Origin of the sequence: Chloroflexus sp. (genome assembly GCF_049970315.1) — a bacterium.
Classification (GTDB): domain Bacteria; phylum Chloroflexota; class Chloroflexia; order Chloroflexales; family Chloroflexaceae; genus Chloroflexus.
Map to the genome: position 1 here is coordinate 97,402 of NZ_JBMFNE010000001.1, position 19,847 is coordinate 117,248.

The 19,847-nt window shown below is 55.3% G+C and carries 18 protein-coding genes; 4 read left to right on the forward strand and 14 right to left on the reverse strand.

The features are described from left to right. Window positions 1-70: 70 nt before the first annotated feature. Window positions 71-2,758 (forward strand): cation-translocating P-type ATPase, encoded by a 2,688-nt coding sequence (locus ACP5OT_RS00445; RefSeq protein ID WP_424674531.1) that lies wholly within the window; start codon window positions 71-73, stop codon window positions 2,756-2,758. Between the two features lie 133 nt (window positions 2,759-2,891). On the opposite strand, the gene ACP5OT_RS00450 is transcribed toward ACP5OT_RS00445, so the two are convergent. The 10 genes from ACP5OT_RS00450 to ACP5OT_RS00495 form a co-directional block, all read right to left on the reverse strand. Next, window positions 2,892-3,704: a hypothetical protein gene (locus tag ACP5OT_RS00450; RefSeq protein WP_424674532.1), complete on the reverse strand. Its 813-nt coding sequence runs from the start codon at window positions 3,702-3,704 to the stop codon at window positions 2,892-2,894. A gap of 128 nt (window positions 3,705-3,832) precedes the next feature. After that, complete coding sequence (locus ACP5OT_RS00455) at window positions 3,833-4,960, reverse strand: glycosyltransferase family 4 protein (RefSeq protein WP_424674533.1); 1,128 nt, start codon at window positions 4,958-4,960, stop codon at window positions 3,833-3,835. A 62-nt stretch (window positions 4,961-5,022) separates the two neighbouring features. Beyond that, complete coding sequence (gene upp, locus ACP5OT_RS00460; RefSeq protein ID WP_015940910.1) at window positions 5,023-5,652, reverse strand: uracil phosphoribosyltransferase; 630 nt, start codon at window positions 5,650-5,652, stop codon at window positions 5,023-5,025. Window positions 5,653-5,787: 135 nt separating this feature from the next. Then, entirely contained in the window at window positions 5,788-6,525 is a 738-nt protein-coding gene (locus tag ACP5OT_RS00465; RefSeq protein WP_424674534.1) for a response regulator transcription factor, read from the reverse strand. Window positions 6,526-6,587: 62 nt separating this feature from the next. Further along, on the reverse strand, window positions 6,588-7,877 hold the full coding sequence (gene clpX, locus ACP5OT_RS00470; protein ID WP_424674535.1) for an ATP-dependent Clp protease ATP-binding subunit ClpX: 1,290 nt from the start codon (window positions 7,875-7,877) through the stop codon (window positions 6,588-6,590). A gap of 56 nt (window positions 7,878-7,933) precedes the next feature. Next, window positions 7,934-8,599, reverse strand: a complete 666-nt coding sequence (locus ACP5OT_RS00475; protein WP_424674536.1) for an ATP-dependent Clp protease proteolytic subunit — start codon at window positions 8,597-8,599, stop codon at window positions 7,934-7,936. A gap of 9 nt (window positions 8,600-8,608) precedes the next feature. Then, window positions 8,609-10,063 (reverse strand): trigger factor, encoded by a 1,455-nt coding sequence (tig, locus tag ACP5OT_RS00480; protein ID WP_428113260.1) that lies wholly within the window; start codon window positions 10,061-10,063, stop codon window positions 8,609-8,611. Window positions 10,064-10,231: 168 nt separating this feature from the next. After that, on the reverse strand, window positions 10,232-10,663 hold the full coding sequence (locus ACP5OT_RS00485) for an NUDIX hydrolase (protein ID WP_424674538.1): 432 nt from the start codon (window positions 10,661-10,663) through the stop codon (window positions 10,232-10,234). Window positions 10,664-10,670: 7 nt separating this feature from the next. Further along, on the reverse strand, window positions 10,671-11,591 hold the full coding sequence (locus ACP5OT_RS00490) for a cytochrome c biogenesis CcdA family protein (protein ID WP_424674539.1): 921 nt from the start codon (window positions 11,589-11,591) through the stop codon (window positions 10,671-10,673). Next, on the reverse strand, window positions 11,588-11,893 hold the full coding sequence (locus ACP5OT_RS00495) for a hypothetical protein (RefSeq protein WP_424674540.1): 306 nt from the start codon (window positions 11,891-11,893) through the stop codon (window positions 11,588-11,590). The genes ACP5OT_RS00490 and ACP5OT_RS00495 overlap by 4 nt, the downstream gene beginning before the upstream one ends. A gap of 220 nt (window positions 11,894-12,113) precedes the next feature. Between ACP5OT_RS00495 and ACP5OT_RS00500 the strand changes: the two genes are divergently transcribed. After that, window positions 12,114-13,247, forward strand: coding sequence for a glycosyltransferase family 4 protein (locus tag ACP5OT_RS00500; RefSeq protein WP_428113265.1), 1,134 nt, complete (start codon window positions 12,114-12,116; stop codon window positions 13,245-13,247). 31 nt (window positions 13,248-13,278) lie between these two features. Here ACP5OT_RS00500 and ACP5OT_RS00505 read toward each other — a convergent pair whose 3' ends face one another. The 4 genes from ACP5OT_RS00505 to ACP5OT_RS00520 form a co-directional block, all read right to left on the reverse strand. Continuing rightward, window positions 13,279-13,851 (reverse strand): hypothetical protein, encoded by a 573-nt coding sequence (locus ACP5OT_RS00505; RefSeq protein ID WP_424674542.1) that lies wholly within the window; start codon window positions 13,849-13,851, stop codon window positions 13,279-13,281. A 437-nt stretch (window positions 13,852-14,288) separates the two neighbouring features. After that, window positions 14,289-14,699: a hypothetical protein gene (locus ACP5OT_RS00510; RefSeq protein ID WP_424674543.1), complete on the reverse strand. Its 411-nt coding sequence runs from the start codon at window positions 14,697-14,699 to the stop codon at window positions 14,289-14,291. A 193-nt stretch (window positions 14,700-14,892) separates the two neighbouring features. Further along, on the reverse strand, window positions 14,893-14,982 hold the full coding sequence (locus ACP5OT_RS00515) for a helix-turn-helix domain-containing protein (protein ID WP_424674603.1): 90 nt from the start codon (window positions 14,980-14,982) through the stop codon (window positions 14,893-14,895). A 104-nt stretch (window positions 14,983-15,086) separates the two neighbouring features. Next, window positions 15,087-15,668 (reverse strand): PH domain-containing protein, encoded by a 582-nt coding sequence (locus ACP5OT_RS00520; RefSeq protein ID WP_424674544.1) that lies wholly within the window; start codon window positions 15,666-15,668, stop codon window positions 15,087-15,089. 262 nt (window positions 15,669-15,930) lie between these two features. Between ACP5OT_RS00520 and ACP5OT_RS00525 the strand changes: the two genes are divergently transcribed. Together ACP5OT_RS00525 and ACP5OT_RS00530 are read left to right on the forward strand one after the other, a co-directional pair. Beyond that, the gene (locus ACP5OT_RS00525; protein ID WP_424674545.1) at window positions 15,931-16,812 is read left to right on the forward strand and encodes an alpha/beta fold hydrolase; all 882 of its coding nucleotides are present in this window, start codon (window positions 15,931-15,933) and stop codon (window positions 16,810-16,812) included. 80 nt (window positions 16,813-16,892) lie between these two features. Beyond that, entirely contained in the window at window positions 16,893-19,709 is a 2,817-nt protein-coding gene (locus tag ACP5OT_RS00530) for a helicase C-terminal domain-containing protein (RefSeq protein WP_424674546.1), read from the forward strand. Window positions 19,710-19,847 lie beyond the last annotated feature (138 nt).

The following is a 19,847-nucleotide window of genomic DNA, read 5'->3' on the forward strand; positions in this document are numbered from 1 at the left end:
CGTGGCCTACCCTCACGCTGATACGTTTCCAATCGATAGCTCTCTGGCGGAAACACGAGGAGTGTTGATAATGGCAACATCTACCCTTAGGCGTGATGAAACACGCCCAGCTTGGCACAGCACCGATCTTCTTGAAGTGTACACACAACTCAACAGCTCACCAAACGGCCTAAGTAGCGCTGAAGCGGCTGAACGCTTAGCTCGCTACGGCCCGAATGAGTTGCAAGCTGCCATCCGCATCTCGCCATGGAAAATCCTGCTGGCCCAATTCCAAAACGTCCTGATCATCATCCTGTTGATCGCCACCGGACTCTCACTCTTGCTCGGTCACGGGATCGAATCGGTTGCGATTATCGTTATCGTGTTATTTGCCGTCCTTCTTGGCTTTATCCAAGAATATCGCGCCGAACGGGCAATCGAAGCCTTGCGCCGGATGGCGGCACCGAATGCAACCGTCCTACGTGACGGCAGCGAGCAGGCTATTCCGGCGCGCGAGCTGGTGCCCGGCGATGTTGTGCTCTTGCGAGCCGGGGATCGGGTGCCCGCCGATCTCCGGCTCATCGAAGCGGTCAATTTACAGATCGAGGAAGCAGCCCTTACCGGCGAATCGGTGCCGGTTGAAAAGAACGCAGCAGTGATCCTACCACCGACCGCACCGGTGGCTGACCGCAAAAACATGGTCTACGCCGGTACGTCAGTCAGTTATGGCCGTGGCCGCGGGATTGTCGTCGCCACCGGTATGCATACCGAGTTTGGCACTATTGCCACAATGCTCCAAACCATCGAGACCGGACGCACACCCTTGCAAGAAAATCTCGACCGAGTCGGGCACATGCTGGCTCGAGCAGCACTGGTCATTGTGGCAATCATCACCGTGCTCGGCCTTTGGCGCGGCCAGCCGCTGGTCGAGATGATCATCTTCGGGATCGCCTTGGCCGTTGCCGTTGTACCGGAAGCGTTACCTGCCGTTGTTACCATCTCGCTGGCTATCGGCGTCCAGCGTATGGCAAAGCGTAACGCCTTGATGCGCCGCTTGCCGGCAGTCGAGACACTGGGTAGCACATCGGTTATCTGCACCGATAAAACCGGAACCCTTACCAAAGACGAAATGACCGTCCGACGCTTGTTTGTGGCCGGGCGCTGGTGGGAGCTAAGCGGATCAGGGTACGCCCCCGACGGCAAGTTCTACTTTGCCGATCAACCGACTCCCCCTGATCCCGCGGTACAGCAACTGTTGCGGGGTGCCGCCCTCGCCTCCGACGCGCGCGTCGTTTATCGCGATGGACGTTGGCAAGCCCAAGGAGACCCGACTGAAGCGGCGCTCGTCGTAGCAGCAGCCAAAGCCGGTCTTGTCGTCGACGAATTGGTTCGTCAGGCACCGCGTATTGCCGAAATTCCGTTTTCGTCGGAAACTAAGCGCATGATCACGCTGCACACCGAGCAGGGCGTTACCGTCGCGTATGCGAAAGGAGCCCCAGAGGTCATCATCAATGCGTGCAGCCACTGGCTCTCGCCGACCGGCCTCGCCCCGCTCACTGCAGAAGATCGGGTAAGCATACTTGACGCAGCGCAAACGATGGCTAGTACAGCGCTGCGTGTCCTGGCAATCGCCGGCAAGACGCCAGCCACCTTAGACACTGCCGAACACGAATTGACCCTGTTCGGTCTTGTCGGTATGATCGACCCGCCCCGTCCTGAAGCGAAGACGGCCATCCAGACCTGCCAGCGCGCCGGCATTCGCGTGGTGATGATTACCGGTGACCATCCCCTCACGGCAGCCGCCATTGCTCGTGAACTCGGTTTGCTTGTGCATGGTCAGGTGATGACCGGGAGTGAACTCGATGCCATCAGTGATGAAGACTTTGCCAACATCGTCGAAACGGTCGATGTCTATGCACGGGTAGCACCGATCCATAAACTGCGCGTTGTCACTGCATTGCAACAGAAAGGGTATGTGGTCGCAATGACCGGCGATGGTGTCAATGATGCGCCGGCATTGAAGAAGGCCGACATTGGTATTGCAATGGGGATCACCGGGACCGATGTGACCAAAGAAGCATCAGCGATGACCATCACCGACGACAATTTTGCTTCGATTGTTGCGGCAGTGGAAGAGGGAAGGCGCATCTTTGGCAACATTAAAAAGTATTTGATGTATCTGCTCTCATCGAACATTGGCGAGATCACGCTTATGGCCGGCGCAACCTTTGCCGGATTGCCGTTACCCCTCACGGCCACTCAAATTCTTTATGTCAATCTTGCTACCGACGGCCTACCCGCACTCGCCTTAGCGGTTGATCCACCCGACGATGATCTCATGCAACAGCCACCACGCGACCCACGCCGTGGCATTTTCACCCGTCCTGTCGTCGGACTGATGATGGTAGGCGGGCTGTGGTCAGCACTGGTCAACATTGCGCTCTTTGTGTGGGCGATGCAGAGCGGGCGGAGTATGGTTGAGGCGATGACCATGACGTTTGTATCGCTCGTGCTCATTCAATTCTTCAAAGCCTACAACTTCCGCTCCGACCACCTATCGGTCTTTCACCGGCCCTTTGCCAATCACTGGCTGAACCTTGCTATCATCTGGGAATTACTCTTACTATTGGCAGTGGTGTATCTCCCGTTTCTGCACGAACCGTTTAGTACCTTCCCACTGTCACCGATCGATTGGCTGATCATTACGCTCGTCGCGCTAACGGTGGTACCGGTGTTGGAGATGACGAAATGGGTGTTACGGCGACAAACCAACGGCTAACCACGATGCCCTGCCTAAGCGTACTACAGGCCGGTGAGGTGCTATTCGGGAATGTCGTAACTCAGTACCCGATTGAGAAGGCGGGCCGCCACGCGGGCGGCCCATTCACCCTACCGCTTCACTTGTCCAACACTCACAAAGCGCTCATTTCGGCAGGGTCTGTGGTTGCAAATAACATACGTGCCACCGGCAAATAAGCCGCAGCCCGGCGCACATAGTCGCGTGCTGTTGGATTCGCCCGAATAGCAACTGGATCGACGATGCCCTGATTGTGCCAGGCAGCCAGCGTGCGCCACGAGATAGGCTGACCTTCGATCGCCGCACGCCACACCCCACGTTCAAGGTTGGCGGCAAGATAGTTGATCGCGAGTTCGTCGTGGCTAATTTCGGTCGTAATCGCAGCGAAAAGTGCTCGTTGGTCGTGATATTGTCGCAGATCGATCTGGCTGCCTTCGACTCGTAGCGGTATGTGCAATATGCTGCCATCGGCGAGAGGCACCTCACCGGCCAAAATTTCAGCAGCAACTGAAGGGCGTAGGTTAGCCGGCCAGACACTGAAGTTTGCGCCTATCCCGCTGTTTACCTGTTGTTGCGCCTCTTGATACAACGGCGTCACCATCCGTAACGGCGGCGCCAGCTCTTCAGCCCAACCAAAGTTTTCGTTATAGAGAATGGTCGCCATGACAATGGCAAATTCGCGGTCACTCATCCCCGATAACTGCGGATGATTATGTCGTGCTGCGGCGGCCAGGATCGTACTGCGTGAGCGACGCATACGGGCAGCAAACTCGGGTCGCACATACGCTTCGATAGTGGGACCGGGTCGAGTGGGTGGAGCCGGGCGGACATACAGACCATCCTGGTCGGTATGGGCAGTTGGGGCACTCACGACTCGATCCACACCGATCAGGCAGAGCACAACGACGATCATCAACAAGCGTCGCATAGGTATTGCCTGTTGCTGAGCAATCCGATGTGTAGGACGTAACCCCTCTCATGATATGAGAGGGGTAAGACATACACAACAGTCTGTAGACGGAAGGCTCTATCGCTGCGATGGCAACAGCACTGCTGTTACAGTCGTGCCGCGTGCGTTGTCGGCTTTGGTTGTAAGACGATCAATATCACGAGGACAACCAAGCCCAACAGCACCAACGCAATGAGCTTCATGAGAGGGGTAAAAAAGTCGAGCAAACCAATGGCGCCAAAAGCGATGCTCAACCCGTAATAGCAGGCCACTACCTGCCGCTGACTCAGACCGAGATCGAGGAGTCGGTGATGGAGATGATCACGTCCGGCTTGCGCTGCCGAGCGCCCCCGTAAGGTCCGGGTTAAGATCAGCCAGGTCATATCAACCAGCGGCACCCCAAGCACAAGGAGGACGGTCGCCAATTTAGCTCCACCGATGAGGGCACAAATACCTAGCGTATAACCGATCGTCATCGCCCCAACATCACCCATAAAAATGCGAGCAGGGTGCGAGTTATAGAGGAGGAACGCTGCGCAGACACCGCTTAGCGCCAGCGGGAGCAATGCCACCGTGATTTGTGGTGGTTCGAGGGTGAGGGTATGCAAAGCCAAGACCACACCGGCAATCAACGTCACACCGGCAGCCAACCCATCAAGCCCATCGAGCCAGTTGACCATATTCTGCATCCCCACAATCCAGAACACAGTTGCGGCAATCGCCAACCACGGACTAAGGTTATGGAGATGGATTTGATACACGAAGGGAAAATTGAAGGCCGTGAGAATAATCCCGCGCGCTTCTGTTGGTTGGTCAAGTGCGTCAGAGTAGAGCGTATGATCCCACAAATACGGGCCAATGGCGACGAGCGCCGCAATGATATGGACCCCTAAGCGAGGCAACACCGGCAAGTCATAGAGATCATCGAGCAAACTGACACCGGCAATAATGGCAATACCGATCAGAAGCAAGCCGATCCGTAAGTGTTCAAACGGCGAACGGTGCAATACCGGCGTCAGCAGCTCAAACCCAAGACTGGCGATCAATGCGACGACCAACCCGGCTATCATCGCCAAACCGCCAACAACCGGTGTAGGTTCGCGATGCACGTGGCGTGGGCCGGGCTTTGCTACCCATCCTTCTCGTCGGGCCAAGGTAATCAGCGGTGGGGTGAGCAAGGCCGTAACGACGAAGGCGATCAGCGGTACACTAATCAGAGCCAGAATAACAGGCATGTGATCATCGCTTCACGTTCAAAGTGCGCCATCGGCAACGTATTCCAATACCGGCCAAGCAACTACCCCGTTCCAAACTGTCGGTCACCGGCATCACCCAAACCGGGCACGATGTAACCCCGTTCGTTGAGATGACTATCGATTGCCGCAAGATGGATCGCCACATCGGGATGGGATTCGCTCAGGGCTTTTACCCCTTCCGGTGCGGCAATCAAGCCAAGAAACTTGATCCGCTGCGCACCCCAACGTTTGAGAATATCAACCGCCGCGACAGCCGAGCCACCGGTTGCCAACATCGGATCGACAATGATTGTCAAATCGATATCAGGCTTACTCGGCAACTTATTGTAATAGGTCACCGGCTGTAACGTCTCGTGATCCCGGTAAAGGCCGAGATGCCAGACATGCACTGTCGGCAAAATATCAACAATCGCCTCAGCCATCCCCAAGCCGGCACGCAAGATCGGAATGATACCGATTCGTTCGGCTACCTCGAAACCTTCACAAGCAGCCAGGGGGGTCTCGATGGTAAGGGGTGCCAAGGCGAGGTCCTGGGTCGCCTCGTAAAACAACAACTGAGCAATCTCGCGCACCAATTCACGAAACTTCTTCGGCTCAGTCCGTTTACTACGCAGCAGCGCCAGCTTATGTTGAACTAACGGATGTCGTGAAACAAAGACTTGTGGTGACATATTCAATCCCACGTGCTGAATCTACCAAAAAACGCACAGACGCAACGAAATGGAAGCGAAGCGGCCTGGTATAGCCGCCTGCCACCGGTGATCGGCATTGCATCTCTGCGTTCGCAACATTATATTTACTCTTGGCTACGCGCGTTCGAGCTTATACCCAACTCCACGGACGGTGACAATGATCTTGGGCTTTGAGGGTTCGACTTCAACCTTTTCGCGCAACCGCCGGACACACACATCGACCAGATTCGTTTCCCCGACGTATTCGTAGCCCCAAACTTCACGGAACAGCACCTCACGGGTAAAGACCTGTCCGGCATTTGCAGCAAGAAAATAGAGTAACTCAAACTCCATCGGTGTCAGTTTGACTTCGGCGCCGCGCACCGACACCTTATGCGCGGTCGCATCAATGACCAGATCACCGACATGCACCAACGGCGGCGCAGTCCGCGCCTTTTGCATATCAACCCGACGTAAAATCGCTTCGACGCGCGCCACAAACTCGGCCACACGAAATGGCTTCGTGATATACTCATCGGCGCCACGCCGGAATCCCTGCACAATATCATCGGTGCCATCGCGGGCAGTGATGATAACAATCGGCACATCACTCTTGGCGCGGATTCGCTCGCAAGCGTCAAATCCATCAACGAACGGCATCATCACGTCGAGAAAGACCAGATCGAATTGTCCGCGATCGAACGCTTCGAGCGCTTCCATCCCATTAGCGACCACAACCGTCTCGTATTGCTGAGCTGGTAATGCCGTCTGGATCAGACGGCCAATCGAGGGATCATCATCGGCCACCAAAATCCGTCGTTTTGGCGGTGGCTGATCGGCAGCACGCTGAGTTGTACGATGGAAGAGTGGCATAGTCATTATCTATCGACGCCAACACTGATGGGCACCCGCAGGCATAGCTTACCCGTTCGGCGCTATACCGCCTCATCGAGCCGACGGCGATACTCGGACCGCGGCACCAGAATCGGGCGTCCACGCCCTTGAATCACTTCAGCATTCACGATACAGCGTCCGATATGCTCTTGTGAAGGCAGCTCAAACATCACATCAAGCAACACTTCTTCGACGATACTGCGCAATGCACGGGCACCGGTGCGCGCACTCATTGCCCGATCAACGATCGCCTCGAGACTATCGGGGGTAAACTCCAGCTCGCAATGATCGAGGGCAAACAATTTTTGGTATTGCTTAATAATCGCATTGCGCGGTTCGGTGAGGATACGAAGCATTGCCTCACGACTCAGCGGTTCGAGCGCCACGATCACCGGCAACCGACCGACAAATTCAGGAATAAAACCGAAATGCATCAAGTCATCGGGGATGATTTGGGCCAACAGAGCGCCCTCTTCTTCCAGCGGACTGACCGGATTGGTGCCAAAACCGATCAACTGTTTCCCACGCAGCCGCTTGGCGATGATCTTGGTAATACCCTCGAACGCACCACCGCAGATAAACAGCACATTGGTGGTATCAAACGGAATATACTCTTGCTGAGGGTGTTTACGACCGGGCAACGGGGGCACGTGGGCAACACCACCTTCGAGTATCTTGAGTAACGCCTGCTGCACACCCTCACCCGACACATCACGAGTAATCGAGGGATTATCGGACTTACGTGCAATCTTATCAATCTCGTCGATGTAAATAATGCCGGTCTGAGCGCGCTCCACATCGCCATCGGCAGCTTGAATCAGACGCAGCAAGATATTCTCGACATCTTCACCCACATACCCAGCTTCGGTCAGGGCGGTTGCATCAGCAATGGCAAACGGCACATCGAGGATGCGAGCCATTGTCTGGGCCAACAGCGTTTTACCGCTACCGGTCGGCCCAATGAGCAAGATATTACTCTTGCTAATCTCTACATCATCGATGCGGGCACCGGCCCGCACCCGTTTATAGTGATTATAGACTGCCACCGCGAGTGCGACCTTTGCTCGATCCTGCCCGATCACATACTGATCGAGGCGTTCACGCAGCTTGCGTGGCGTGGGCAAGCGCGCTGGGCCGGGCGGAGGCGTGCGACGGGCCGCCGGTACCCTCTGATCGTTTTCTTCGGCGATGATCTGACTGCACATCGCCACGCACCCATCGCAGATAAACACATTACCGGGACCGGCGATCAAGCGTTGCACTTCATCCTGTCCACGCCCGCAGAACGAGCAAACATACGGATCACGACCGGGATTACGGGTACGAGTCATGGGGAGTTCTCCAGACGAGCGGGTGGACGCCACAACCTGCGCCCACCCGGGCGTCATTACTTCTTCACATCCTCACGAATGAGGATTTCATCGATAATACCGTACTCTTTCGCCTGTTCCGGCGTCATGAACAAGTCGCGGTCGAAGTCTTTGGCAATCCGTTCAATCGGTTGGCCGGTATCTTTAGCCAGCAGCTCCCGCACCAATTGTTGGAGGCGGAGCAACTCACGTGCCATAATCTCGACATCTGGCGCATAGCCGCGTGCACCACCGCCTGCCGGGTGCATATGGATCGTTGAGTGCGGCAGGCTGTAGCGCTTACCCTTAGCACCACCGGCCAAAATTGGGGTTGCCATACTCCCGGCCATCCCAACACAAACTGTCGCCACATCAGGACGGATGTGGTGCATTGTATCGTAGATGCCGAGGCCGGCTGTGACCGACCCACCCGGACTATTGATGTAGAGCCAAATATCGCGATCGGGGTCTTCACTCTCAAGGAACAGCAACTGTGCAACGATCAGATTAGCAATCTGATCGTCGATCGGTGTTCCCAGTATAACGATCCGCTCCTTTAACAACCGTGAATAGATATCAAAAGCGCGTTCGCCGCGGCTGGTACTCTCAACAACCATCGGAATAAGCAATTCCGGTCGTTGCGAGAGCCATTCCGGACTCGGCATACTGCGCCATTCGTGGCTATAGCGCGTTGACCAATGCATAGGTACTCCTCACGTTTCATTCGTAGGACGGCTGGATGATTCCGCTGCCGTAACCGCGTCAACAGTAGATTCCAACGCATCCGACTGGGCAGCCTCGGTGGTCATCTCGGTCTGCTCACCACGAGCGATGGCCGAAATCAGCGCCCGCAACTTTTTATCGAGCACAATATTGGCAACCGAAGAGAGCAACTGGGTTGTTAGCGTTTCGCGGATCTGTGGACGACGCTCCTCCTCGTAGTCGGCCAAAATCCGCTCAATTTCGGCATCGATCTCTTCAGGAGTAACGGCCAAACCTTCCCGCTTGATCACCTCACTCAGCGCCAGCGTCACTTTTGTCTGCCGTTCAGCTTCAGGCATCAATTCGGCAACCGCCTGATCGTGACTAATCCCACGATACTGCAACACCTGTTCAAGCGTAATGCCGTAGCGGGCGAACTGCTGCTCCTGATCGTGCAACAGCGAATGAGCCAGCTCGTGGATCATCACATCAGGAATATCGAAGGTCGTCTGCTCAACCAGTTGCTCGATGTAAGCATTGAGCAGCGCCTGTTCGGCCCGTCGCCGCTCGGCTTCTTCGAGATCGGCACGTACCTTGGCGCGCAGATCATCGAGCGTGCCCTCAAAATTGACTAGCGACGGCAGTTCTTCCCACGCCGGCACAATGCGCCGCTTGATCCCGAGCAGTTCGACCTTGAACGTCACCTTCTTACCGCGGATCGATTCCTCGGCGTGATCGTCAGGCATGACGGCAACGATCTCTTTCTTCTCGCCGATATTCATTCCGATCAGGCCTTCATACAGCTCATCGACGAGATGCCCCGGTTCGAGATCAAGCGTCTCTTCCGATCCGGTAGGTTCGCCGTCTTCCTGCGCTTGAGCCGCTTCGCTCTCACCGCTCGCATCATCCTCAGCGGCCTCGTCCTCAGTCGTCGCGTCTTCGTCCTCAACCCGTGTGCTGAGCAACACCCGCACCTGATCACCTTGCTGCGCCGGACGTGGCTCGTCCAACTCTTGCAAGGTGACGTGCTCTTCGCGCATACGTCTGAGTTCGGCCTCAACCATCTCCTCGGTGATCGGCTCAACCGACATCGGAACGCGGATGCTGCGATAATCGCCGAGCGTCACCGTTGGTGGGACGGGGACTTTGACGGTGAAGACAAACGGCTCAACCGAGTCGATCCGTTCGAGTTGTGGCGGACCGACAACCTCGATTTGTTCTTGTTGGATTGCCTTTTTGTAGGCATTATTGATCAAATCTTCTGTTGCCTCTTCGATCAGCGCGGCTCGCCCGAAGGTGCGTTCAATTAGAAAGCGCGGTGCTTTCCCGGGCCGAAAGCCGTGGATTGGAAATTTTTGTGACAAACGGCGCGCTGCCTGATCGAGGCTGCGCTCGAATTGGTCTCGATCGACTTCAATCTGCAATGAGACGAGACTCTTTGGCAGTCTTTCGGTCGTAACTTTCACGGTAGTATCCTTACCACAATGCACTTGCAACACAACGAAGGCGCAGGCTCGGTTCAGACGCTTGCCACCAGCATAGCGGTGCGCCGTATGCTGCATTATAGCACGTCTGCTTGTCATATGTAACGGAGTAATGATGAATAGGCCGCTCACCTTGGTTGTCGGTGCAGATCACCGTCTTCCCCGCTCGATCCGATATGCGACACGCTGGAGCAGGGTACGCAACTGACGATAGCCGATCTGACGAATAGCATCGGAAAGCGGGACCCATGCCGCCGAGCGGATGCCTTCAGCCACTGCCGGCACCGGTGGTTCGGGCGAGGCACTGGCGAGAAAAAAGGTCACCTGTTTATCGCGCCAGTGTCCAAGTCGATAGATCGGATATGTGATCCGGTCAAGCCGTTCGGCAAGGGTGCAGACGATCCCCGTCTCTTCCGCCACTTCACGAACTGCTGCATCCTCATCACTCTCGCCATCGTCAATGTGTCCTTTGGGAAGTGTCCAAACTCCTTGCCGATCCTGTATCAACAAGACCAGAGGCCGCCCGGTCGCATCACGGGCTAGCACGACACAACCGGCAGCGCGAATGGGAGAATCCGTCATAGTACCTCTATAGTCCAAACAGTCGACCAATTGCCGATTCGATCTCCACCCACCATTGCGCCATCGGTGTTGCGTTTGCTTGTTGTGAAATCCATTCAAGTCGTCCGGTCGCCAGGAGCACTCCCATCACAACCATTAATGCGCCACTAAGCAGGCTGGTCGTATGGAGAAACAACTCGCGCCCGAACACATTGACCGTAAAACCACGCCCACGCAAGAAGCGCCAGGCCCGCGAGCCGGTGCCGAGTCGGTGGAAGAAGGTTGCAATTAAGATCAGCGGTAAACCCAACCCTAGCGAATAAATGAATGCCAACACAGCGCCTTGCACAACGGCGATGTCGCTGGTAGCCGCTAACAGGGTCAACAACGCTCCCAAAATCGGCCCGACACATGCCGTCCAGCCAAGGGCGAAGGTTGCCCCATAGAGGTACGATCCGGCAAATGTGGCCGCTGGCCGCTCTTGCAGTTGCGGCCCGGCAAAACCTTTACCGAGCATGCCCATCACGCCGAAACCGATAATGATCAAGCCGCCCCAAAATGTGAGTGCGCTCCGGTTGGCAAAGAGCAGGCTACTCAGCGCAGTCGCACTTGCCCCTAGCAAGGTCATCGTAGTGGCGAGACCGAGAAAAAACGCGATTCCCATCAAGGCAATCCGCGCCCGCCCGTGCCCGCTGGCTTGGAAGGTAAAGGCGAAATAGGCCGGCAAGATCGGTAACGTACACGGCGAAAGAAAACTAAGCACGCCGGCCAAAAAAGCCGGAAGCGCCAATACCAGCACACTACCGCTGCCGGTGAGAAAGCGGGTTTGCTCACCCGCATCAATACTGAGCGCGACCAAGATCAAAACGAGCAATATTCCCACTACTGCCAAGGCTATTAGACTACGCTTGCCAAACCGGCGCGGTGAATCAATCGGTTGCAGTGTCATGCACTCCTCGCTTGCAAGGTTCGACCAGTAGTGAAGCGAGGAGCAGTCCGCCGAATTCGGACTGCTTCCTCATCACGTACCGGCGTCATGCCGGTGAAATGAAGGATATCGGCTACTACGTCGTAACGATACCGAAAGCGCTCCCATTGACCAGATGTATTCCGGTGGAGCAAGGTTACGCGCCAACACATATTCTCGGCGTCATACTCTTCAGACTCAATCCAAACTAGCGCTCCGGCAGGAAAGATCGTTGCTAATCGCTGATAGCACGCATTGCGACCGGTCGCCAGTTCATCAGCCATATGTACTACCTCCCAAAAACGAAACAACATTGCGCGTACCAATTTTGACAGCTATCTACATTATTTATTATACCGAGTCTGCACAACGATGGTAGGGCGACCCGGCAACATTTAGCCAACAGTTAGCCAATACTTAACTAACCCTGCATACCCCCTTAATACGATCATTGTATCGTAATGGTAATAATCATACATGCCTTACGCGTCTGGAGTTGATGCCATGCGTGTGGCGCTCATTGCCGAGACGTTTCTCCCCGATGTCAATGGGGTAACGACAACACTTTGTCGCCTCCTGGAGTATTTACAGCGCACCGGTCACGAAGCTGTGCTATTCGCACCCCAAGGTGCGCCGGCAAGTTATGCCGGTACAGAAGTCGTACCGCTCAGCGGCATGCCGTTACCGCTCTACCCTGAAGTCAAACTCACCCCACCACAACCCGGCCTAACGGCCCGCTTGCGTAGTTTTCAACCCGACGTCGTGCATTTAGTCGGACCGGTAGTGTTAGGGGCAATTGTCCCCGGTATCGTCCGTCGGCTCGGACTACCTCTGATCGCCTCGTACCACACCGACTTTGGAGCATACAGCCGACATTACGGTTTCGGTTTTTTACAACACGGCGTCAATGCCTGGCTGCGCTGGATTCACAATCGTTGCCGGATGAATCTTTGTCCTTCGAGTTTTACCCTCAACGTCCTCCGTGCCGCCGGTTTTCGCCGCTTGCGGATTTGGGGACGCGGCGTTGATATCGAACGGTTCCACCCGCGCTATCGTAGTGAAGCGTGGCGGGCCGCTATCGGGACACAACCGGGTGAGCGGGTCGTGCTCTATGTAGGTCGGGTAGCCGCCGAAAAGCGGGTTGATCTGTTACCGGAAGCCATCCGCGGCCTACCGAACGTCCGCCTCGTGATTGTCGGCGATGGTCCCTTCCGTGCCGAGTTGCAGCGGCGTTGCGTTGGTCTGCCGGTGCGTTTTACCGGTTATCTTAAGGGAGAGGCTTTGGCGGTAGCTTATGCGAGCGCCGATGCGTTTGTCTTCCCCTCCGATACCGACACCTTCGGACAAGTTATTCAAGAAGCGATGGCATCCGGTTTGCCGGTCGTGGCTGCACGGGCCGGTGGTGCGATCGATCTGGTACGCCACGGCTACAACGGGTATCTGTTTACTCCCGGCGTTGTTACCGATCTGCGCGCCCGCCTCCGCGAACTACTCGCCAACGACAGCCGTCGGATCACACAGGGGCTGGCCGGACGCGTTGCTGCCGAACGACGATCGTGGCCGAGTGTGATGGATGAACTCATGGGGTATTACACGCGAGCAATGTCGCATCGCCGCTTGGGAAGACGACCAGGTTAGCGCCACTACGCTATGAATAACTGCACTCGACCTAGGGTGACGTTGAGACGAGATCGGCTTCGAGGGCCAAAATATCGATCCGCGAACGGCGCACTTCGATCCAATCACCGGGTGTGAGTCGCTCACAGCCGATCAGATCGGCAATGCGCGGCGCACTGAGCGTGGTGCGCAAGCCAATTGTTACCTCATCTGCCAGCCCGATGACTAACTCGGTGTAGAGCGTCTCGAACGGGAGATGCGAGCGCTGCACTTCCCATGCTTCTGTCTCCATCACTTGACCATAAACCACCGGTTCACTGAGCGGCATCGTCGGTGGATTCGTTGACGATACGAAACCGGCCCGTATCGGTGGCGTTTGGAGATGAATGGTACTCAGCGCGCAGAGCAGCCGTACAATGACTACCTGACCGACCAGCCGCGGATCGACGCGGTGGTGGCGATCAACCAGACAAAGCTGCGTACCCGGTACAGTATCCGGCCCAACCTCCAGCAGCGTTACGACAATCTGCGGCAAATAGCGTTGGCCGTCAGGGTGTAGCGCACCGGGAATAAACTGCTCGTAACGGCAGCGGAGGGCAAGACGATTCAAAGCGCGAAACCGCATTATTAACCTGCTTTCCAGAATATACACGAATGTGCGCACGGTTCTGTTCCTGCCTCGATTGCACCACGCAATCGTACCTGACAGGCGTCACTTTCGCGTCCCTAACATCATCGGTCAAGTTCTCGCCATTACCGGCCGAACTCGCCACGGGTAGAGTAGTTTCGGTTGCCAACCGTGCAAGGTTATCCACTGCATGGTAATCGCGGTTGTGTCCGGTATGCAGTATCGGACACGCCCATCTGCGATCTGACGATGCAAATACTTCATGGTTTGCGACGCACGCTGCACAGGTGGCTAATCGGATCAAAGCGATCTGCGATAGTGAGTTGAAAACCGTAGCACTGCACCTTGTATACACGTTGCGTGCGAAACTTCCCAAAACCAATGCCAATACATGCATACAGTCGGGCAATCGTCGGTGTCGCTTGGACACGGTTTTAGCAGATGGGCACATTTGTCCCCTTAGGCAACGACGCATGTGGTTTTAATGCAAGATTTACGTTAGCTGCGGCGATGTTGCGACTCAAGCGGCGACAGCGAATGTGAGGACGGCGCAGTGCGGCTGTCTGTGATTTCGGCGCGTGGAAGATCTCACCTATTGAAAGCGTTGCTGCTGCCTTCACACCGAGATCAACGCCGACAATGCCGTTCTTTGTGCGTGTTCTGTCGTGGGTGTGATCCAGTAGGGCAACCGGCAGAGTGGCAAACCGGCGGTCAGCAGTACGTGAAACCGTTGCACCGAGGATTTTTCCTGCAAAGCGTAACGTCTCGTCCATTGCTCCCTCGCCGATGTTCGGCAGCCGAATCAAAAATTGCCAACCGGTCATCGGCAACGTAGAGACTATCACGACACTTACATTTTTTCTTGAAACGCGGGGCATACACTTGTTTAGCCACCTTACTATCGGTAACGTACCGCCACCAAACCTTTATAAGATGTGCATCCGCAAGCCATAGGAATTGTCGATCCTTGATGGTGTTACATTGCTTTTTCAACGCCATCACATTCGGTCTTAACCCTGCTGCATATTGTCCCAATGCTCAATTCCAGACAAACCTGGCTGGACCACAGGCGCGTTTGAAGTACTCTGCCTGTTGAAGTGTTGGAGATAGGGCAATTCGATGAGACAGGCACGCATCTTCGGTTGCTCAGACAAGCACAACGACACGTTGTTGTCTATATATCGCAAGGGTTGTAATTTGCGATGTTTCTAAATACACGAAAGACCACACTTTCAAACATTAGAGTTTACCTCCGTCAATGCCTGCATACGGCTTGTAGCCGCAGCCAGTCGCTGTTCGTTGAGTGCAGTTATAAAGTCACGCGGTCGATCTGGGCTAATGATCACGACCGAAGCATCATACCGGGCAATAGCTACGAGCCGGCGCCGGTTCGTGGCAAATAGCGTGACTTTACCGTAAGGATCAAGGTGAAATGGTCCTTGATAGCCGAATACACCGGGGTTGAAGGCAAAACGCAACCCGAATCGGGGCATATCGGCCAACACTGTCGCCAGAGATACACCACTGATCTGATCGAACGAGATACGCACTGCCGGCGCCCAGCGCCGTTCAATCACCAGCGTATCGGCGTCGATCCGATACGCTTTGGGCTGAAACGCATAACTCAAGAGGAGAAACAGTGCAAGTGCTCCAGCTAATCCCAACGGTACCTGTAAGCCGTTCCAGCGAAGATTGGCCAGATAGGCGAAGAGCTGTGGTAACACGAGCAGACCGCCGGTGTAGGCCAAGCCATACGTTACTTTGACGGCATATTCATCGAGTGGCGCCGGGATAAAACGGTTTGGTGACGACATAATGACTTCCAGTAGCGGCAGAAACGTCGTAGCTCTGCCAAGCACAGGTACGTGCGATCCGATAGCCGAAGCCACGCTTCGAGTGTTGATCGACTCCTGTAGAGCATTATACCCTGTCAGTGGCCGATACGGATTCTTTGCATATAAAACATATCATTGCATTTTATTTAACGGTATCGCATAATAGCATCACATCCGACATTCTCGCCGGCATCCTCAAGCATTATTGGCGCAACGATTATCAACAGGAATATATACAGCGATGACGTACAAATCGCTATTACCACTCCTACCGGTTCAACCAACCTTTTTTACATGGCGAGATGAAGAGGTTGCCATGTACCAGGCCGGCACCGGTCAACCGGTATTGCTCATCCACAGCATCAATGCTGCTGCATCGGTTTTCGAGATGCGTGAACCATTTCAACGGTTAAGCCAGCACTTTCAGGTGCATGCCTGCGACCTGTTGGGCTACGGAAACTCGAGCCGCCCACAATGGCGTTACCGCGCTACGATCTACGTCGATCTGATCCAGGCATTGATCGAACGTATCGGCACTCCAACTGCCCCAATTGCCGTGATCGCCAGTTCACTCGGCGCCGCTTACGCGGTTGTAGCCGCAGAACATCGGCCTGAATTGGTCAGTCGGCTGGTCCTGATCTGTCCAACCGGGATCGGTCAACTCGACCGTAGTCCCGATATTGGTGCGTATACGATCTACCAATACCTTCGCAGCCCAATCGGCAGGATTCTCTATCGGCTCCTCACTACGCGCACCAGCATTCGTCTTTTCCTCACCAGACAGGCCTACGCCAATCCGGCAAACGTCACCCGTGAACGTATCGAGACATACTACCGCACCTGTCGTCAACCCGGAGCTTACTATGCTCCGATCTGTTTTCTTAGTGGGCTGCTCAACTGCAACATTGCCCAAGCATTTGCCCGGTTGACAATACCAACCCTCCTGGTCTGGGGCAGCGATGCAACCATCAGTCCGTTACGGCTGGTCAGTAATTTTGTTCGTAGCCGTACCGGGGTCAAGGTGGTCACGATCGCACAAGCTAGTCTGCTGGTGCAAGACGAGCAACCGGAAGCATTCATCGCACAGGTTACGCCTTTCTTGGTCGGTAACACGTCACGTTGACGCACAACACCGGCTGGGGCGTGGTACAATTGGGCCACGCCAATCGGCACGCAAGCTCCTAGCCCAACAGCGATCTGTGCATGAACAACCGTATTTACGTTGCGATTGATGTTGAAACGACCGGTCTGCAAAGCGGTCTTGATGAAATTATCGAAGTAGCTGCCGTTACCTTTCGTGGACGCGACATTCTCGACCGCTTCGAGCGGCTGGTTCGCCCACGACAATCGGTGCCACTCAAAATTATGCGCTTGACCGGCATTGATCCGGCGGCGCTGGCGCAGGCTCCTCGTTTCAACGAAATTGGCGCCGATCTGGCCCGCTTTATCGGTAATCGTCCGATTGTTGGCCATTCAATTGGGTTTGATCTGATGATGCTGCGGGCGCAGGGTATGAATTTCAACCAGCCTATCTATGACACGTTTGAGCTGGCGACCCTCCTCTTACCGCAAGCAACAAGCTATAAGTTATCGGCATTGGCCGCCCAACTCGGTATTCCTCATCCTGATGCCCATCGTGCCCTTAATGATGCTGAGGTCGCGGCCCAGCTCTTTGCGGTGCTGAGTGAGCGTATGCTCCAACTCGATCTGACGACGTTGGGTGAGATGGTGCGATTGATGAGCAAGATCGGGTTGCCATTACGCGATCTCTTTGAAGAAACCTTGCGCCAAAAGGCGCGGAATGCTTTTCTCGAACCAATCGCTGCGCCACCGGAACCAGTCGATGCGCTGACTCCTGAACCACCGCCTTTACGGCCAACCGGTGATCAGCGTCCGCTCGATCTCGACGCCATCGGTGCATTCTTTAGCCCCGATGGCCCGTTCGGTCGGACCTTCCCCGGCTACGAAGCGCGTCCGCCCCAAGTCGAGATGGCTCGCGCAGTAGCCGCAGCATTCAACAGTAGTGAGCCATTAATGGTAGAAGCGGGTACCGGTACCGGGAAAAGTATGGCCTATCTTGTGCCGGCCACGTTGTACGCAACCCAACGTGGCGAGCGCGTGGTGATTTCGACCAACACGATCAATCTGCAAGATCAACTTTACAATAAAGATATTCCCGACTTGCAACGAATCTTTGCCGCTGCCGGTTTGCCACCGTTCCGGGCTGCTCTGCTCAAGGGGCGGAGCAATTACCTCTGCCTCAAACGCTACCATGAATTACGTCGTAGTGAGAACCTTACGGTCGAAGAGGTTCGCGCGCTGCTCAAGATTCAACTCTGGCTCCCCACCACCACTAGTGGTGATCGCACCGAATTACCGTTGATCGACCGTGAACAGGTGGTTTGGAATAAGCTGAACGTGACAGTGGAAACATGCACCGGTAGTCGTTGCCCGCATTTTCGTGAGTGCTATTTCTTCCGCGCCCGCCGGGCCGCCGAGGCAGCCCACTTGGTGGTGGTGAATCATGCGCTCTTGATTGCGGATTTGGCAGCAGCGTCGCAAGTGTTACCACCTTACGATCACCTGATTATCGATGAAGCGCATAACTTAGAGGATGTGGCAACCGATCAGCTCAGCTTTAATCTCGACCAAGCCGGCTTGCTGAAGTTTCTCGATGATCTGTTCCAGACCGGTGGCGTGCAGGTGGTAAGTGGCTTGCTGAGCGAGTTGCCGACGGTGTTGAATGAAATCGGTGGCGGTGGTGCGGCTGGTGAACGGATCAATGCAGCGATTGAACGGATGCGTCCGACGTTAATTCGAGCCCGTACTGCGGTCTACGATTGTTTTAACCTGCTTACCCGCTTCGTCCAGCTTGATACCGAGACTGGTCAATACGATCCGCGCTTGCGGTTGACGAAGAGCGTGCGGCAGCGGCCGGAATGGCAAACGATTACGCAGGCTTGGCAGAATTTGAACGATATACTGGCCACGATTGGCAACGAACTGGCCGTGATTGAAGAGCAGGTGCGTGAGTTGAACGAGACAACCGGCGAACTTAACGATATTCTGGTACGTACCGAGGTGCTACGCCGGTTTGCGACTGATGTTCGGGTACGTAGCGGTCACATCATCTTCGGCGATGATGATAGTATCTGCTGGTTGACGTATGATCGTCAACGCGATACGCTTACGCTAACGGCAGCCCCACTGAGTGTAGCAGAGATTTTGCAGAGCCAACTGTTCGCACAAAAGCAGACGAGTATTCTCGCTTCGGCTACCTTGAGCATTACCGGCAATTTCAGCTTCGTCAAGAGCCGGATCGGGCTTGACGAATGCACCGAGCTGATGCTCGATTCGCCGTTCGATTATACTCAGCAAGCGCTGGTCTATATTCCCAATGATATTCCTGAACCGAATCAGCGTGGATATCAGCAGATGATCGAGCAGGCCATCGTCGATCTAGCCGTGGCTGCCGAGGGGCGGATGTTGGCATTGTTTACCGCATCAAACGCATTACGCCAAACCTACACAGCTATTCAAGAGCCGCTTGAAGACCACGGGATCGGGGTTATGGCCCAGGGGATTGACGGCTCGCGACGGGCATTGGTTGATCGCCTTAAGGAGTTTCCTCGTTCGGTGCTGCTCGGTACGAACAGCTTCTGGGAAGGGGTAGACATTGTTGGCAACGCGCTATCGGTGCTTGTGATTACGAAGCTCCCCTTCGCTGTACCAACCGATCCGGTGGTGGCAGCGCGGAGCGAGCAATTCGCCGATCCGTTTAACGAGTACAGTGTACCACAGAGTATTCTGCGGTTTAAGCAGGGTTTTGGGCGTTTGATCCGCTCGCGTGACGATCGTGGGATTGTCGTAGTGCTCGACCGACGCCTGCTTACGAAGAAGTATGGGCAGCAATTCCTCGATTCATTGCCACATACGCGGGTACGGACCGGGCCGTTGGCACATCTGCCAGGATTGGTAGCGCGATTTTTGCAACGCAATGGCGCAGAGGATGTAAAGTAGGGGCGCGGTGTGCTGTGCCCTCGCCTGCCCGGATTGGTTGTGCAACGCAACGGCGCAGAGAAAGGAGGGGCGCGGTGTGCTGTGCTCTCGCCTGCCCGGATTGGTTGTGCAACGCAACGGCGCAGAGAAAGGAGGGGC

Excerpts from the sequence above, each read along its gene's own strand:
- ACP5OT_RS00520 (WP_424674544.1), bottom strand. The coding sequence starts at position 15,668 with ATGTCGTCACCAAACCGTTTTATCCCGGCGCCACTCGATGAATATGCC.
- upp (WP_015940910.1), bottom strand. The coding sequence starts at position 5,652 with ATGTCACCACAAGTCTTTGTTTCACGACATCCGTTAGTTCAACATAAG.
- ACP5OT_RS00505 (WP_424674542.1), bottom strand. The coding sequence starts at position 13,851 with ATGCGGTTTCGCGCTTTGAATCGTCTTGCCCTCCGCTGCCGTTACGAG.
- clpX (WP_424674535.1), bottom strand. The coding sequence starts at position 7,877 with ATGACTCGTACCCGTAATCCCGGTCGTGATCCGTATGTTTGCTCGTTC.
- ACP5OT_RS00525 (WP_424674545.1), top strand. The coding sequence starts at position 15,931 with ATGACGTACAAATCGCTATTACCACTCCTACCGGTTCAACCAACCTTT.
- ACP5OT_RS00500 (WP_428113265.1), top strand. The coding sequence starts at position 12,114 with ATGCGTGTGGCGCTCATTGCCGAGACGTTTCTCCCCGATGTCAATGGG.
- ACP5OT_RS00485 (WP_424674538.1), bottom strand. The coding sequence starts at position 10,663 with ATGACGGATTCTCCCATTCGCGCTGCCGGTTGTGTCGTGCTAGCCCGT.
- ACP5OT_RS00455 (WP_424674533.1), bottom strand. The coding sequence starts at position 4,960 with ATGCCTGTTATTCTGGCTCTGATTAGTGTACCGCTGATCGCCTTCGTC.
- ACP5OT_RS00445 (WP_424674531.1), top strand. The coding sequence starts at position 71 with ATGGCAACATCTACCCTTAGGCGTGATGAAACACGCCCAGCTTGGCAC.
- ACP5OT_RS00530 (WP_424674546.1), top strand. The coding sequence starts at position 16,893 with ATGAACAACCGTATTTACGTTGCGATTGATGTTGAAACGACCGGTCTG.
- ACP5OT_RS00490 (WP_424674539.1), bottom strand. The coding sequence starts at position 11,591 with ATGACACTGCAACCGATTGATTCACCGCGCCGGTTTGGCAAGCGTAGT.
- ACP5OT_RS00475 (WP_424674536.1), bottom strand. The coding sequence starts at position 8,599 with ATGCATTGGTCAACGCGCTATAGCCACGAATGGCGCAGTATGCCGAGT.
- ACP5OT_RS00450 (WP_424674532.1), bottom strand. The coding sequence starts at position 3,704 with ATGCGACGCTTGTTGATGATCGTCGTTGTGCTCTGCCTGATCGGTGTG.
- ACP5OT_RS00465 (WP_424674534.1), bottom strand. The coding sequence starts at position 6,525 with ATGCCACTCTTCCATCGTACAACTCAGCGTGCTGCCGATCAGCCACCG.
- ACP5OT_RS00495 (WP_424674540.1), bottom strand. The coding sequence starts at position 11,893 with ATGGCTGATGAACTGGCGACCGGTCGCAATGCGTGCTATCAGCGATTA.